This is a genomic window from Cognatundibacterium rugosum (assembly GCF_014284365.1).
Taxonomy (GTDB): domain Bacteria; phylum Pseudomonadota; class Gammaproteobacteria; order Burkholderiales; family Burkholderiaceae_D; genus Undibacterium; species Undibacterium rugosum.
Genome location: NZ_JACOGG010000003.1, coordinates 273213 through 290006, shown reverse-complemented (window position 1 = coordinate 290006; position 16794 = coordinate 273213). Strand labels below are relative to the sequence as shown.

The following is a 16794-nucleotide window of genomic DNA, read 5'->3' as shown; positions in this document are numbered from 1 at the left end:
CGGAATTACAAGTTACTCAGACTGTGATTACCACAGTGCTTTGCCAGATGCATCTTTGATTTTAGCTTTCCAGCCGTCTTCAATCTGTTTTACAACTGGAGCTGGCATAGACACATACTCCAGCTCAGTCGCCATCGCACCACCGTTTTTGAATGCCCAGTCAAAGAATTTCAACACTTCTTTGCCTTTTTCGGCTTCAGCCTGAGATTTGTGCATCAGGATGAAAGAAGCACCAGTCACAGGCCAGGAAGCCTTACCTGGCTGGTTAGTCAGCACCAGGTACATACCAGGTGCTTTTGCCCAGTCAGCATGAGATGCCGCTGCTTTGAAGTTTTCATCGTCCGGGCTGACATATACACCTTCTGTGTTTTTCAGTTGTGTATGCGTCATTTTGTTACGCTTTACGAAAGCGTACTCAACATAACCGATAGAATTCTTGATACGCTGCACGTTTGCTGCAACGCCTTCATTACCTTTACCGCCCATACCAACCGGCCATTTCACTGCGGTCGCGGAACCCACTGCAGTTTTGAATTCTGCACTGACTTTGCTCAGGTAATCTGTCCACAGGAAAGTGGTACCGGAACCGTCAGAACGGTGTACGACAGTGATATCTTCAGCAGGCAGCTTCACACCTGGATTCAGCGCAACGATTTCAGCTGCATTCCATTTCGTGATCTTACCCATGTAGATACCGGCCAATACTTCGCCAGTCATTTTCATTGCGCCAGGTGCCACGCCATCCAGATTCACAACCGGAACTACGCCACCAATCACAGCCGGGAACTGGGTCAGTCCTTCAGCGTCCAGCTCTTCGAGCTTCAAAGGCATATCGGATGCACCGAAATCAACTGTCTTTGCCTTAATCTGTTTAATACCACCACCGGAGCCGATGGACTGGTAATTCAGGCCTGTGCCAGTTGCTTTTTTATAAGCTTCAGCCCATTTCGCGTAGATCGGGAATGGGAAAGTCGCGCCAGCACCAGTAATATCAGCTGCGTGTGCAACAGAGAAAGATGCTGCCACACCGACTGCAGCGATCAGGGATTTCACGACATGATTCATTTGCATGTTGACCTCTAGGTTAAATTACATGTTTTGCTACTGCGAGGCGAACTGTACTGATCAAATATGACAAGAACATGACACGCTGAAATATTTGTGAAATATTTCTTTTAACACAATTTTATTTGTCATAAACTTGTCATGTTTTACACCTACAATAGTCATTGCCATATATATGACGGCTGATGACAGCTTTGATGACATGCAAAAAACTATGCACACCCCAGAAGTAACAGTCAATCCGACGGCTACACCCGCAGATGCAGTGACAGCAGTTGCCCCGGACACAGTAAAACCGGAAAAATCTAAACCGGCAGCAAGAAATGTGACAAGTACCAATAAAGCGGAAACATCGAGGCAGGTCATATTCCTTGACAGGGAGATGTCACAAATTGCGTTTAACTGGCGCGTACTGGCTCAGGCTGAAGACCGCAGCATTCCTTTGCTGGAAAGACTCAAATACCTGTGCATCGTCGGCAGTAATCTGGATGAATTTTTTGAGGTCAGGGTCGCCAGCCTGCTGGCGCAAAATACGATAGATGGCGAACTGGTACAACACCCTGCTTTCCAGTTTATGTTAAAGCGGGTATCAACCGAATGCCACCAATTAGCACAAAAGCAATACGAATTACTCAATCAGGAAATCCTGCCGCAGTTATCCAGAAAAGGGATTCATTTACTGCGTCACTCGGAACGCAATGAAGCCCAGCGTGCCTGGGTCAAGCAATATTTTGAGCGCGAGGTACGTCCGTTGCTGACTCCGATAGGCTTGGATCCGGCCCATCCATTCCCGCAAGTTGTCAATAAGAGTCTTAACTTCATCGTTTCTTTAGCAGGCAAAGATGCTTTCGGCCGGGGTACCGGAATCGCCATCGTCAAAGCGCCGCGTGTATTGCCACGTGTGATTAAGCTGCCGGATGAACTGTCGGAGAAAGGCGCTTCGTTCTGTCTGCTATCCTCGATTATTCATTCCCACATCGAGGATTTGTTTAATGGCCGCGAAGTACTGAGTTACTCCCAGTTCCGCGTCACCCGCGACAGTGACCTGTGGGTAGATGAAGAAGAAGTCAAAAACCTGCGCCAGGCGTTGCAAGGTGAATTGCAAACCCGTCAGTTCGGTGCAGCAGTACGACTCGAAGTTGCAAAAAACTGCCCGGAAGATCTGGCCAAATTCCTGCTTGAACAGTTTTCCCTGAGTCCGGATCGTCTGTATCCGGTTGATGGCCCGGTCAATATGGTCAGGCTCAGTGAGTTAATCGATCACGTCAAACAACCTAATTTACGCTTCCCGCCTTTCTCACCGAAAGCAATCAGCAAATATCACCACGCAGATATTTTTACCTTACTGCGTAAGCAAGACATCTTGCTACACCACCCGTTCCAGCCCTTCCAGACGGTGATCGACTTTATCCGCTCTGCTGCGCAAGATCCGAATGTGGTGGCGATCAAGCAAACCATTTATCGTACCGGCATGAATTCGGATCTGATGGAATCGCTGATTACCGCCGCACGCCTAGGCAAGGAAGTCACCGTGGTGGTAGAGCTGATGGCACGCTTCGATGAAGAAGCCAACATCAACTGGGCCGACAAGTTACAGCGTGCCGGCGCCCAGGTGGTGTACGGTGTGGTTGGTTTAAAAACCCATGCCAAACTGGCGCTGGTCATACGACGCGAAGATGGTGGTCACCTGCGCCACTATGCACATCTGGGCACAGGCAACTACCACCCATCGACCACCCGTTTTTACACTGACTTTGGTTTATTAACAGCCCATCCCGGCATTGCCGCAGAAGTGAATGAAGTCTTTATTCACCTGACTGGTCTGAATAAACCGAAAAAACTCGACTATCTGTGGCTGGCTCCGTTTGCGTTACAACCACAAATTATCAAAGCAATCCGTAACGAGGCACGTATTGCACGTGAGGGACGTCCGGGTCGCATCATCGCCAAGATGAATGCCTTACTCGACGAGTCAGTGATACGCGCGCTGTATGCAGCATCTGCCGATGGCGTTAAGATTGATTTGATCGTACGCGGCGCGTGTGCGCTGCGACCCGGCGTGCCTGGATTGTCTGAAAATATCCGGGTCAGATCGGTGATCGGTCGCTTCCTCGAACATAGCCGCATTTACTACTTCCGCAATGATCTGGCACATGACGTGTATCTGGCCAGCGCAGACTGGATGAACCGCAATTTGTTCCGCCGCATCGAAGTTGCCTTCCCTGTACTCGAAAAATCTCTCAAAAAGCGCGTCATTTCAGAGGGTCTGGATCCCTATCTGAAAGACAATGTAAATGCCTGGGTACTTGATAGCGAAGGTCATTATGAGCGAAAGAAAGCACGCAGCAAGCAAGCTTCTTTCTGCGCACAACAATACCTGATGCAACAACTGGGCTCTTTATCTGAACGAAACGAGGAATAATGGACTTAATCCTGTGGCGCCATGCAGAAGCCGAACTCGCCAGCGGCGATCTCACTGATGAGTTTCGTAAGCTGACCAGCAAAGGCATGAAGCAAGCCAGTAAGATGGCCTACTGGCTAGACAGCACCCTGCCAGACACATGCAAAATTCTGGTCAGTCCCGCGATCCGTACCCGCGATACAGCAGAAGCGTTAGCGACATGCGGCAGGAAATTTAAGATTTGCCCCGAACTCGGTACCGCCGCCACAGTACAGGACGTCCTGTTGGCCGCAAATTGGCCTCATAGCCGTGAGCCAGTGCTCATCATCGGTCATCAGCCCTACCTGGGCCAGGTGGTCGGCGAATTGCTCGGCCACCCTTTGCATGATTACCCGGTCAGAAAGGCGAATGTCTGGTGGATCTCGCAAAAACAAAGAGACGCAGAAGAAATGCAAACCTATCTGAAAGCCATCATGACGCCGGATCTGGTTATCCGTTAATCGCAAACCAGCTAGTCCACGTAAAAAAGCTGTGTCGCAACACAGCTTTTTTATTTTCATCCTGATTACTGAACGACGGCGTCTTACAATTGCTAAGGCTAAAAAATCAAGCGCAGAATTTCAGATACTGATTCAGCCCGCAATCGCAGCCACATCCGTCTCAACACCAGTTTGCTCAAACACCGGATGACCATGCTGCACCACATCGTGCCAGGTAACCAGACGCAGCTTGCCATCGGGCTCTTCCACCAGCGCGGACAAACTCTCTACCCAGTCGCCATCATTGCAATACAGGATGCCATTGATGTCCCGGATTTCCGGCTTGTGAATATGGCCGCAAATGACACCATCCAGACCTTTACGGCGCGCCTCTTCAGCCAGTGCATCTTCAAACTGAGTGATATAACTCACTGCATTTTTGACTTTGAGTTTCAGATACTGGGATAAAGACCAATAGGGCAAGCCAGCACGGGCGCGCCAGTTATTGAAGACCTGATTGAATTTCAGGATCACCGTGTACAGATTATCGCCCACATAGGCCAGCCACTTTGCGCAGGCAATCACACCATCAAAACGGTCGCCATGCAAGACCAGCAGACGCTTGCCTTCAGCTGTGGTGTGCACCAGCTCATCACGTATCTGTATGCCACCAAAATTCAGGTCAATGAATTGCCGCACCGATTCATCATGATTACCCGGAACAAAGATGACGTTCGTTCCTTTTTTAGCCTTTTTCAAGACGGTCTGCACCACATTATTGTGGGTTTGATCCCAGTACCACCGGCGCTTCAACTGCCAACCATCGATAATATCGCCTACCAGGTACAAGGTTTCCGACTCGGTCGCACGCAAGAATTCGAGCAACTTCGCTGCCTGACACCCGCTGGTTCCTAAATGCAGATCTGAGATCCAGATCGTTTTAAACCGCGTCACTTCTTTCTTAGCGGCTTTATGCAGTTTTTTATTCAGGAACTGCTCAGCGGGTTTCATCGTTTATTCCCCTGTTCCGTAGTGCTTGGCGTAGCGATTATCCAGATTCGACAAAGGCAGCATCACAAACAAATCGGCACTATGGAAGTCCGGATCCCAGGCAGGATCACCGCAAACCCAGGCGCCGGCACGCAGATAGCCTTTCAGTAAAGGTGGGATACGCGCTTCAGTATTGCTGGTATCAATTTCATCGAGTGGGAACGGCAGATGGGGAGATACGCGGTATTCCAGCGGGCAGAAATCATTTTCTGTCAAACCGCGGTAAATTGCTGCCGCATTCTGACCACCATCGGTCAGACTGATACTGGCGCAACCAATCAGATGACTGCAGCGTTCACGGCGCATATAGGCTGCCAGACCTGCCCACAACATCATAATCACAGCACCACTGCGGTAATCCGGATGAATACAGGCGCGGCCAGCCTCAGCAATACCGGAGCGAATATGCTGCAAGCGGGACAGATCAAACTCTGTCTCAGAATAATAACGTCCCATTTCGCGCGCTGCATTCGGACCGAGGATACGATACGTCCCGACTACCTTGAGTGTTTTAGTGTCACGCACGATCAGGTGATCGCAATACGCATCAAAATCATCTTTATCCAGTCCATCCGGATTAGATAAAGCAGATAAACCCATACTTTCGATAAACACTTTATAGCGTAAGCGCTGTACTTCTTTGACCTCTTCCGGCGTCGTCGCCAGACTCAGACTGAGCTTGGAAAAGCTGGGATTGGCATCGGCAGGTATGGTGAGTAATCGCATTCGTCGTCCTTGTAAAGTCGCATGATTGAAACGCTGACGGACGAAGAATAATGAGCGAATACTTCAGCAAGATGACAGCCACATGTCGGTTTGATGACAGCAGCATTAGCAGATAAAAAAACAACAGCCTGCAGGATTTTGATCGCTGCAGGCTGTTGTTTTTAGTTAAATTTTACTTCTCTTTTTTAGGGCGGCCGGCTTTTAAAGGTGCCAGTTCCGCGATCAGTTTTTTGAGTTCCGGCGTTCCGCTGCGGCTCAGCAAAACCAGTCCTATGCGCAGTAACTGACTCTTTTTCACTTCGATGCCCGCCTTCAGGCAAGCCTTCTTTACTTGTCCGAGTACCGCATATTCATCTTCAGGCATCGTAAAGCTGTCGCGTACCAGTTTGGTCTTACGTGCTTTTTCAGGCGCCTCGGCTTTAACTGGGACAATACGCTCAGCAACAACTTTAGCCGCAGCTTCCGGTTTCTTCGCACGGGTAGAGCCTGCAGCTTTCACGACAAGCTCCTTCGCTGCCGCTGGCTTACGTCCAGCAACAAGCTTTGCGACAGCAACTTCCTTCTTATTTCCGACTGCAGCCATGTCAATCTCCCAGGTTAAATCAGCAAATGATATAAACAATTTATGCAAAACACTTAACTCTAAGCATAACGCCTTGACATGACAAGCAAATTACGTGTCTCTTCACAAAAAAAATGCTTGTGGGATAATCGCGCCGATTTTTATTTTTCCACACACCAACAATCATGATACGCAAAGCACTACTCTTCAGCTTGATTTCTCTGACATCCGCCTGCGCTGGCGCAAATGAAATTAGAGGTGCCGGATCTTCCGCAGCCGCACCACTCTACCAAACCTGGGCTGATGCCTACGCGAAAACAACTGCATCAAAAATTGATTATCAAGCCATAGGCTCATCCGCTGGCGTACGCAAAATCAAAAACAATGAGCTGGATTTCGGTGCGAGTGATGTAGCCTTGCCCTCTGCGGAGTTAAAGAAAGCAAAACTGATACAGTTCCCTTCCGCTGTATCCGGTGTCGCGATTATTTACCATGTTCCTGGCCTGCGCTCCGGCGAACTGAAGCTCAATAGCGCCCTGTTATCGCAAATATTTTCCAAAAAAATCCAGCTTTGGAATGATCAGGCAATTCAAAGCCTGAATCCTGGTTTACGCTTACCAGCCCATGCCATCGAGGTCATCGCGCGCCAGGATGGATCGGGCAGTACCTATAATTTCAGCGACTATCTGAGCAAATCCAATCCGGAATGGCAAAATCAGTATGGGAAAAACTTCACCATACAATGGAATGACAGCGTGCAGCAGGTGAAAGGCAGCAGTCTGCTGGCTGCCAGACTGAAAAAAACACCGTATGGTATTAGCTACGTCGACTATAACTATGTAGTTCAGGAAAAACTCGACGTCGCACAACTGCAAAACAGGGAAGGGAAATTTGTGTTACCAAACGCAGAATCTTTTTCCAGCGCACTGAGCAATAGCAGTTGGAAAGCCAGCGGCAATTTCGAGGAAGCGCTAACCGACAAACCTGGTGCCAAGTCCTGGCCAATCACCATGGGAACCTTTGTCATTATGCCGCAGGCTGCAGTCAATACTGAACAGGCGAAAGCAACACTCAAGTACTTCAACTGGGCTTTCCTCAATGGTGACCGCCTGGTTAACAGTGTGGACTTTGTGCGTCTGCCTGATGCATTACAAGCGCGCGTGTTCAGGGAGATGACTACCGTGACCGATCAGAAAGGCACACCGCTGAACTGGTCTATCTGAGACCTCAGTTGCCGGATAGCCAGCCTGCAAGCCGGGCTATCCGCTTCAGCGCTGCCGCTTTATTCGGCAGCCCGCTGAACAGACGCCGTACCGCGCTAGTTTTCAAAAAAAGACGATGATCGCGCACACATCAACAGTAAAACGGGAATTAATTGTATATTCTATATGCTGCATATTCCCTCCTCCATTTGTCGCATTCCGTTACCCCACTCTCTTGAAAGCCTTGCCTGGCCTAGCGCTCCCACGAGAATGAAAAAAAACACTACAATTGCGCACTTTTAAAAATCCAGGAAATTACAGACAAAACTTGTCAAGAAGAGCCAAGCCGAGGATAATTCTGCCCTCGCGTCTCTTAAGAGATCCAGTTTGAGCAAGATGAATCCGCTTTCATCAGCGTAGCCCGCTACTACAGCGGGCTTTTTCGTCCGTGTCTGCCGTTGATCTACAACACATGATCGTCAGCAGCCTACCGCCATTGCCATACACTATTGACAAGCCTTTGTTGTCGCATTCGATTTTGTTACATGAAAAACAGCTTAACTGACTCAACGATTTCTATTTCTAAAACAGGTTCCACACTCACCCTGGGAAAGAAAACATTACAGTTGAATCGCCCGACCCTGTCCAGCTCCAGCAATGAAGTGACGACAGAGGCTACGGTCGCTGAATCTGCTGAAAATGTCGCCTCTCCAGCCGCTCCTGTAACAGTGATAACCAAACGCCGCTCGCGTATGCAGGCGGTGTCTGCAGCCGCCATCGTCACGCCCAAAGCATTGACCGCTGAAGATATCGAAGCAATGAGTTCGCTTCCCGTCGAGGAATTGCCGGCTGAAACCACCGTTTCAGAACTGGGCGAAACACTGCCGTCCGATCAGACTGCGGGTACCACGACTGATGAAAGCGGCGCACTTACTGCAGCTTCACTGGAAACAGAAACCCCGGCCGAACCTAAGGCCGAAATCAAAACAGAAATCCGTGCCGATTTGAAAGCGGAATTACTGACACTGACCGGTGCCGATATTGCCAAGCCTCGTGCTGCGGTGATTCGGAAGACCAGCGTCAAACCTGCAAAAAAATTATTATTGTCTGACCAGCAGGACAGCAAGGCAGTCACCGTCAGCGTAAAACGTGAAAGCCGCATCAGCAATACAAAATTCGCGGCACCTGCGCCTGTCACGACGCTCAAGCCAGTTGCACAAGCTGCACCAGCCACCCCGGCTGCGATCAGCGCACAGGCAACCAGCTTCAGCCGTCCTGCCACACCGGCAGCGAGCCATATCGAAACGCGTGCACCGGCACCCGCCTTCACCGCTCCAGTCATCGCAGAAGTAGCGATGCCACGGGTCGCTGCCAGCAGTGTGCTGAGCGCCAAACCTGCCGCGGAAGTCAAACCTGTGGCAACCGCCGCACCTGAACTGCTGTCGAAAGCGACTGAGATCGACACCTCTGCCTATGTCATGCCCGGCAGTAAAGAGCCTGCCAAGCGTGGCCGCAAGTCGTCTGAGAGCTTCTTTGACAACGATGAAATTCAAGCCCTGAATGCTGCAGAATCTGCCGAGCTGAAACGGGCTGCACGCGCCAAGAGTAAAAAGGCCGGCTCCAATGAAGAACAGCTGGAGCACTATCGCAAACAATTGTCCAAGCTGATACGTCTTGGTAAGGAACGTACCTACCTGACTCACGCTGAGATCAATGATCATTTGCCAGAAGAAATCGCAGATGCAGAAATGATTCAGGAAGTCATCAGCACGCTCAATGACATGGGCATTGCGGTTTATGATCAGGCACCAGACGCAGCGATGATGCTGCTGACCGATAATGTAGTCACCGCTGTCAGCGATGATGAAGCAGAGTCGGTCGCCGCCTCTGCGCTGGCGACTGTCGATTCTGATTTTGGCCGCACCACAGATCCGGTCCGTATGTATATGCGTGAAATGGGTGGTGTGGAATTGCTGACACGCAGCGGCGAAATCGAAATCGCCAAGCGTATCGAAGAAGGCCTGAAAGACATGGTGCAGGCGATTTCAGCCTGTCCGGGCACGATCCAGGAAATTCTGGTGATTGCTGAAAAAATCGCTCAGGATGAAGTTCGGGTCGATGACATCATCGACGGCCTGATAGCACCGGAAGAAGCCGACAATTCCACCCTGCTGCTGAATGACAGTGACGATGCGGATGACGAGGAAGATGACGACGAATCAGTTGCCGATAACGTCGGCATCAGCGAAGAACAGTTACAACAACTGAAGGTAGCCAGCCTGCAAAAATTTGCCGTAGTCGCTAAACGCTTTGAAGAGATGCAGGCAGCGCGCGAACGTGACGGTTACCAGTCCGCGGCTTATGTCGCAGCACAACAGGCCATCTCACGCGAACTGCAAAGCATGCGATTCACAGTCAAGACGGCGGAAAAACTGTGCGACACACTGCGCAAGCAAATGAAGGATTTGCGTCAGACTGAAAAACAGTTGATGGAATTGCTGGTCAATAAGTGCGCAATGCCACGCAACTATTTCATCGACATGTTAAAAGTTCATGCGACAAATGCGGCCTGGTTTGAACATGAAATGCAATCGAACCAGCCCTATGCAGCGACGCTGTCGCGCCACATCCACGCCGCGCGGGAATTGCAGAATAAGCTGATACACCTGGAAGAGCGCGTGCAGTTGCCGCTGAGCGCACTGCGCGACATCAACAAGCAAATGATCGCTGGCGAAAAACGCTCAAGTGAAGCCAAGCGTGCAATGACGGAAGCCAACTTACGCCTGGTCATTTCGATCGCAAAAAAATACGTGAACCGTGGTCTGCAATTCCTGGACCTGATCCAGGAAGGCAATATTGGTTTGCTCAAGGCGGTAGATAAATTTGAATACCGTCGTGGCTATAAGTTTTCGACATATGCGACCTGGTGGATACGTCAGGCCATCGCACGTGCGATCGCCGATCAAGCCAGAACCATCCGCGTACCGGTACACATGATAGAAACTATCAATAAGATGAACCGGGTACGCCGTCAGTTATTGCAAATGACGGGACTGGAACCTGAACCGGCTGCCATCGCAGAAAAAATGGGGCTGCCCGAAGTCAAAGTACGTGAAATCCTGAAAATCGCGAAAGAACCTGTATCGCTGGATGTACCTATCGGTGATGACGGTGATTCACAATTGGGCGACTTCATTGAAGACAATGCGACCTTGTCGCCAATGGCAGCTGCAATGCAGGCGTCGGTGCAGGAAAAACTGAAAGAAGCACTGGATGGACTGAGCCCACGCGAAGCCAAGGTCTTACGCATGCGCTTTGGTCTCGACACCACCACTGAATTCACATTGGAAGAAGTTGGCAAACAGTTTGAAGTCACACGTGAACGTATCCGCCAAATCGAAGCCAAGGCTATGAAGAAGTTACGTCATCCTGGCAAATCCGAACATTTGCGCAGCCTGATGGAAAGCCAGTAACACCGGCATTCGGCAAATAAAAAACCTCAGTGTTGATGCACTGAGGTTTTTTTCATCCTGCCATACCGATTAGCGTCCTGAGCCCAGTTCACTCCATCAGGAAATCCAAGGCGAAAGCAACCTGCTCCAAACGCTGATCCGGGCTACCCTCTATCAGCAAGTGAGGGATATCGCGTGCTTCCAGTTCGCTCAGCAAACGTTCATGGATGCGCTGACGCACAGCCGGAGATTCACGCTGTAAGCCATCCGGGGTCCACGGAAAATCCGGTGCGGTAACCAGTGTAAAATCATAGTCATGCTCTTCAGCCAGGGCCGTCAACGCCTCATCCGCAAAACGGAAGTAATGATTACTGTAAATCCAGGTCATCAGCGGTGAGGTATCGCAGAATAAATATTGATTTGCCTGCGTCAGCAAGGCAGCTTCACGTCGCAGCTGTTCCTGCGCTATTCCGGCCTGCTCATGCTCTTTAGGCACGCGCGTCTGCGTATCGACAAACTCACGCAAATATTCAGGCACCCAGACAGTCTGGTAGCGCTTTGCGAGTAGCTCAGCAAGCGCTGATTTACCTGAAGATTCTGCACCCAGTATGGCAATTTTTTGTGCCTGTTTTACGCCCGGCATGCTGTACTCCATTGTTTTAAGCCGATCGCGGCTAACACGACAAAAATCCCATAAAGGATGGCCGTCAGCATCAGTCCCTTACTCAGATACAGGCTGACATACAACACATCCACGACTATCCAGATGGACCAATTCTCTATTTTTTTACGTGATAGCAGCAATTGCCCAACCAGACTACCGGCCGTCAAAAAACCATCCATGTAGGGTACATCGGTATCGGTAAAAGATTTAAGAAACAAGGACAGAATGACAAAGCCTACCAGCCAGGCCAGTACAGCGGCAAATCTTTGCATCAATGTCAGACTGGTCACCGGTAACGCTTTATGCTGATCGTCGCCATGTAACCAGCAATACCAGCCATATACCGAGGCCAGCACAAACACCAGCTGCAAGCCACTGTCGCCATATAATCTGGATAAGAAAAACACCACACCATACAATGCAGACGACAAGATAGAAAATAACCAGGCCCAATGTATCTGTCGGATATTTAGAAGGACAGTCAGCACCGACAGCACAAAGCTCAGCAGCTCCAGCGGCGTGGTTTGCCACGCAAAAAAAGGAATAGTGTCGTTCATGACAGGCGCAAAATTCAGAATGCAGCATTATCAACGATCACAGACACAAAGTCATGTATCTGCGGCGCCAAACCGCACCACCTAACTGCCACAAACCAAGACTCAGCGCACACGAGGCTGACCGAGATCTGTTTTTGCCCGTGCAAACCAGATTTGGCGATAATACTCTTTAAAATTGGACAGAGTATCGATGTCAGCGCCCTTAAGCTGACTCAACAAGCGGCTGGTCACCACAATCGGACTACTGACATAGCCGCTGGGTGCAGAACCGGAAAATGCGCGATTCAATTCATCCGCCAGTTGCCAGCCCTGTATTCCCAGTGGCTCAGCAATGGTCGCCAATTGTTGCGATTTCCCAGACTTGATACGATTGAGTGCAATATAAGAGCCATCCCCCGCCGCTATATTCACAATATCGCGCCGCCCTTCTGACATCAAAGGGATATTCATCGCATCAAAATAAGCGTCATTAATCGCCAGTGTGTGGGTCCAGCGTGATCCAAATTGCAGATTCCATCGATGCACAGCAGCAGGAATTTCCAGATTCACATTTCCTATCTCAATATTTTCGACCGCCAGCAAGCTGCATAGCCGACAATTGGAGATAACCTCTTTCATGACTGCCGTTTTCGCATTGGCGATTTTAAAGCGCTTGTCATTGAGAATAATGATCCCCTTCGCAGCGCCACCGGTTTCTACCAGTAACTCTGCGGCCTTACGCGCCACCTGCTCATAGTGCGTAGTGATATTCACGAACAATTGTTTGCTCGCACCCGGCATTGTGCCTGCATGCCAGCCCACCAGCACCACTGCTTTTTTCTGCGCCAGTGACACAAGGTCCTGAAATTCGTCATCAATATCAATGCCAGCCAGGACCACGCCATCCAGACGTTGCGTCAATCCATCTTTCAATAAGGACCGGAACAACCTGACATCGCCCTTACCATCATATACATCCAGCGTCCATCCCAGCTCCAGAGCAGCCAGGTAAAGACTGCGATAAACCGACGAGATGCCGCCGTTACGCATATCCTGACCAATAAAGCTGATTCTTTTCCCAGGCAGAGCGGGGGGGCCATCGCGCGGACCATCCCATATATAGGCTGGCGCGGTGGCAGACACGCCGACAGAATCACGCGCCCAGCCAGTGCCACTTACGCACATCAAGGTTAGCGGCAAAATTAAAACAGATATCCAGTTTGCAAAAGGCATATTCAGTTCCTGTTCTATCGCCAGATCCGGCAATAGTCACCGCCGTATCATCAACCTGAAACAATGAGGAAACACCAATCTTCCAACCACACTATCTGACCTGCCAACATGCGCTCGTTGAGCGGATTGTAAAAACATACAGCATGCTGCCTGCTTTACTGCATTTTACTGAAAGTCTCCCTACACAGACAGCAGATTGCTTTCTGCAGCACGACAAAACCACAGGTTCGCGGAAACTGCGTGCCCAAACCTGAAAAATCCCTGTTCGATCAAACGTCAATCAGCCCCGTCGTCGCAAATCGCTCGCGGTACAATTTTGGACTAATGCCCAGCTTTTTCAGGAATACTCTGCGCATCTGGGTTTCATCGCCGAATCCAGCCATCGCGCTAATTGTTTTAATCGGCAACTGCAGATCAGACAATAGCTGTGTGGCGCGCTCAAAGCGACATAGCTCAATGAATTGCTGCGGACTCAAGCCAGTTTCCTGATGAAACACCCGGGAAAAATTCCTTTCACTCATCATCGCTTTTTCCGCCAGCTGACCGACTGTCAGACGTGACTGCAAATGCTCCTGCACCCAGGTCTGAATTTCACGAATACCAGGTTTGACCGTACGTTCAGTCAGCAAGTGAGTACTGAACTGCGACTGACCGCCAGGACGTTTCAGATACACCACCATTTCAGTAGCAACCTCCAGCGCGAGCTCACGACCAAAATCCTCTTCAACCAGCGCCAGTGCCAGATCGATGCCTGCAGTCACGCCGGCGGAGGTCCAGATATGACCACTACGCACAAAGATCGCGTCGCTGTCTACCTGCACCATCGGATATTGTTGCTGCAATTGCGCTGCCACGCTCCAGTGTGTGGTAGCGCGCCGACCATCCAACACACCGGCCTCAGCAAGAAAGAAAGCGCCGGAACACAAGGCAGCCAGACGCGGTACACGCGCACTCACCGCAGTAACCCATGCGACGATAGCCGCGTCCTGATCCAATACATGCTGTATATGCCTGGCACCAACGATCAGTGCCGTATCCGGCAAAGCCAGTGTGTTCAACGCCTTAGTTGCCGTCAGTGACATCAGGGTGTCAGAACTTACTTGACCTGTTTTCGGAGCTGCAATACGCACATCATAAGCAGCAGGTTCACCGCGTCTTTGCAAATGCAGATTGGCGTACTCGAACACGGACATAGGCCCAACCGCCTCCATCGCTTTAAAGCCCGGATAAACAATCATATCGACAGTGTGTATCTGACGTACTGGGCGTGCGACTGGCGGTTTTCTCATAGTTTCAGCAGGAAAAAAGGCGTGGGAATTCTGCCATTATGGCAGCATTTCCAGCCAATCCCGGCACCATGTGCGGCATCCGGGCACAGACCTGTTCACAATTGATGCTTTGATGGATAAGTTTGATCTGCTTAAACAGGACGGAACCAAGATATGAAAACCAAAGCTGCAGTTGCATGGCGTGCAGGCGCACCGCTGACGATCGAAGAGGTAGATTTGCAAGGCCCTAAACAGGGTGAAGTCCTGGTTGAGCTGAAGGCCACTGGCATCTGCCATACCGATTATTACACCTTGTCAGGTGCCGACCCGGAAGGCCTGTTCCCGGCAATTCTGGGGCATGAAGGCGCAGGTGTCGTGGTTGATGTCGGGCCAGGCGTTAAAAGCCTGAAGAAGGACGACCATGTGATCCCGCTTTACACGCCGGAATGCCGCGAGTGCAAATTCTGTCTGTCGCGCAAAACCAATCTGTGTCAGGCGATCCGCAGCACTCAGGGTAAGGGCTTGATGCCGGATGCCACCTCACGCTTTTCGCTGAACGGCAATCCGCTGTTTCACTACATGGGAACGTCGACCTTTTCCAACTACATCGTGGTGCCTGAAATCGCACTGGCAAAAATCCGCGAAGATGCGCCGTTTGATAAAGTCTGCTACATAGGTTGCGGTGTCACCACTGGCGTCGGCGCAGTCCTGTTTTCTGCCAAAGTCGAGGCTGGTGCCAACGTCGCCGTGTTCGGTCTGGGTGGCATAGGCTTGAATGTAATACAGGCAGCACGCATGGTCGGCGCAGATAAAATCATCGGTGTGGACATCAATCCGGCGCGTCAGGAAATGGCACGCAAATTCGGCATGACGCATTTCATCAATCCGAATCAGGTCGAGAACGTGGTCGATGCGATTACGCAGATTACCGATGGCGGTGCCGACTACAGCTTTGAATGCGTGGGGAACACCAGCACCATGCGTCAGGCCTTGGAATGTACCCATAAAGGCTGGGGCAAATCCTTCATCATCGGTGTAGCCGCTGCCGGTCAGGAAATTTCCACCCGCCCATTTCAGCTGGTAACTGGCCGTGAATGGCGTGGTTCAGCCTTCGGCGGTGCGCGTGGCCGTACCGATGTACCTAAGATCGTAGACTGGTATATGGAAGGAAAACTCAATATCGATGACCTGATCACCCACCGTTTGTCACTGGAGCAGATTAACGACGGTTTTGATCTGATGAAGCGTGGCGAATCGATACGCTCGGTCGTGATTTACTAAGGATGATGGGATGTCTGAACTGATCAGTGAACACCTGTGTTTTGGCGGTGTACAACGGTTTTACCGCCATGCATCGCAGGCGATAGGATTGCCTATGCGGTTTTCGGTCTACCTGCCGCCGCAGGCGCAGACTGCAGCCGTGCCCGCCCTGTTCTATCTGGCGGGACTGACCTGTACAGAAGAGACTTTCATGATCAAGGCCGGTGCGCAGCGTATCGCCGCTCAACTGGGACTGGCGTTGATTTGCCCCGACACCAGCCCGCGCGGCGCCGGTGTGGCTGGTGAGGCCGAGCATTGGGATCTGGGGCTGGGCGCAGGTTTTTATCTGGATGCCAGCCAGCAGCGCTGGGCCACGCACTACCGCATGCAAAGCTATCTGACGGAATTGCATGCGCTGGTCAATCAGCACTTACCGGTCATTGCGACACAAACCGGCATCATGGGTCACTCCATGGGCGGTCACGGCGCACTGGTGACTGCCTTGCGCCAGCCTGCGCTGTTCCGCTCAGTGTCTGCGATTGCACCGATTTGTGCGCCCACCGATTGCCCATGGGGTGAAAAAGCTTTTCAGGCTTATCTGGGACCAGACCGTCAGAGCTGGGAGCAGTATGATGCAAGCTGCCTGATGCGCGAACGGCAAACACCCTTCCCTGCAGGCATACTGATCGACCAGGGCTTATCGGATCAGTTCCTGGCAACGCAACTGCATCCTGAACGCTTAGAACAAGCCTGTCTGCAAGCCGCTCAGCCACTGACTCTGCGGCGACACATGGGCTACGATCATGGCTACTACTTCATCGCCAGCGTAATCGAAGATCATCTGCGCTTTCATTACGAACGCCTCAGTGCTTAAGTTGCCACTGGATCGGAACGAT

14 protein-coding genes are annotated in these 16794 nt (G+C 50.9%); 6 read left to right on the top strand and 8 right to left on the bottom strand.

The features are described 5' to 3' along the window. Positions 1-27: 27 nt before the first annotated feature. Positions 28-1071, bottom strand: coding sequence for a phosphate ABC transporter substrate-binding protein PstS (gene pstS, locus H8K47_RS04485; protein WP_186880216.1), 1044 nt, complete (start codon positions 1069-1071; stop codon positions 28-30). A 376-nt stretch (positions 1072-1447) separates the two neighbouring features. On the opposite strand from pstS (H8K47_RS04485), the gene ppk1 reads away from it, so the two are divergent. Beyond that, positions 1448-3487: a polyphosphate kinase 1 gene (gene ppk1, locus H8K47_RS04480; RefSeq protein WP_230405011.1), complete on the top strand. Its 2040-nt coding sequence runs from the start codon at positions 1448-1450 to the stop codon at positions 3485-3487. After that, positions 3487-3966 (top strand): SixA phosphatase family protein, encoded by a 480-nt coding sequence (locus H8K47_RS04475; protein WP_186880214.1) that lies wholly within the window; start codon positions 3487-3489, stop codon positions 3964-3966. The genes ppk1 and H8K47_RS04475 overlap by 1 nt, the downstream gene beginning before the upstream one ends. A gap of 132 nt (positions 3967-4098) precedes the next feature. Here the strand turns inward: H8K47_RS04475 and H8K47_RS04470 are convergent, their stop codons facing one another. From H8K47_RS04470 to H8K47_RS04460, 3 genes are all read right to left on the bottom strand, one after another. After that, positions 4099-4956: a UDP-2,3-diacylglucosamine diphosphatase gene (locus tag H8K47_RS04470; protein WP_186880213.1), complete on the bottom strand. Its 858-nt coding sequence runs from the start codon at positions 4954-4956 to the stop codon at positions 4099-4101. 3 nt (positions 4957-4959) lie between these two features. Then, positions 4960-5721 (bottom strand): GNAT family N-acetyltransferase, encoded by a 762-nt coding sequence (locus H8K47_RS04465; RefSeq protein WP_186880212.1) that lies wholly within the window; start codon positions 5719-5721, stop codon positions 4960-4962. A gap of 172 nt (positions 5722-5893) precedes the next feature. Further along, entirely contained in the window at positions 5894-6304 is a 411-nt protein-coding gene (locus H8K47_RS04460; RefSeq protein WP_186880211.1) for a hypothetical protein, read from the bottom strand. A 164-nt stretch (positions 6305-6468) separates the two neighbouring features. Between H8K47_RS04460 and pstS (H8K47_RS04455) the strand changes: the two genes are divergently transcribed. Beyond that, positions 6469-7506 (top strand): phosphate ABC transporter substrate-binding protein PstS, encoded by a 1038-nt coding sequence (gene pstS / locus H8K47_RS04455; protein ID WP_186880210.1) that lies wholly within the window; start codon positions 6469-6471, stop codon positions 7504-7506. A 524-nt stretch (positions 7507-8030) separates the two neighbouring features. Beyond that, positions 8031-10958, top strand: coding sequence for an RNA polymerase sigma factor RpoD (rpoD, locus tag H8K47_RS04450; RefSeq protein WP_329604137.1), 2928 nt, complete (start codon positions 8031-8033; stop codon positions 10956-10958). An 88-nt stretch (positions 10959-11046) separates the two neighbouring features. Here the strand turns inward: rpoD and H8K47_RS04445 are convergent, their stop codons facing one another. The 4 genes from H8K47_RS04445 to H8K47_RS04430 all read right to left on the bottom strand — a co-directional run bounded on the left by H8K47_RS04445 (position 11047) and on the right by H8K47_RS04430 (position 14659). Continuing rightward, complete coding sequence (locus H8K47_RS04445; protein ID WP_186880209.1) at positions 11047-11580, bottom strand: AAA family ATPase; 534 nt, start codon at positions 11578-11580, stop codon at positions 11047-11049. Beyond that, on the bottom strand, positions 11568-12158 hold the full coding sequence (gene pnuC, locus H8K47_RS04440) for a nicotinamide riboside transporter PnuC (RefSeq protein ID WP_186880208.1): 591 nt from the start codon (positions 12156-12158) through the stop codon (positions 11568-11570). Before pnuC ends, H8K47_RS04445 begins: the two co-directional genes overlap by 13 nt. 102 nt (positions 12159-12260) lie before the next feature. Then, a complete protein-coding gene (locus tag H8K47_RS04435) occupies positions 12261-13370 on the bottom strand; it encodes a substrate-binding domain-containing protein (protein ID WP_186880207.1) in 1110 nt (369 codons plus the stop codon). Between the two features lie 269 nt (positions 13371-13639). Further along, positions 13640-14659, bottom strand: a complete 1020-nt coding sequence (locus H8K47_RS04430) for a GlxA family transcriptional regulator (protein WP_186880206.1) — start codon at positions 14657-14659, stop codon at positions 13640-13642. 153 nt (positions 14660-14812) lie between these two features. On the opposite strand from H8K47_RS04430, the gene H8K47_RS04425 reads away from it, so the two are divergent. Both H8K47_RS04425 and fghA read left to right on the top strand, forming a co-directional pair. Continuing rightward, positions 14813-15919, top strand: a complete 1107-nt coding sequence (locus tag H8K47_RS04425; RefSeq protein WP_186880205.1) for an S-(hydroxymethyl)glutathione dehydrogenase/class III alcohol dehydrogenase — start codon at positions 14813-14815, stop codon at positions 15917-15919. Between the two features lie 10 nt (positions 15920-15929). Then, on the top strand, positions 15930-16772 hold the full coding sequence (gene fghA, locus H8K47_RS04420; RefSeq protein WP_186880204.1) for an S-formylglutathione hydrolase: 843 nt from the start codon (positions 15930-15932) through the stop codon (positions 16770-16772). The last annotated feature ends 22 nt before the right edge of the window (positions 16773-16794 follow it).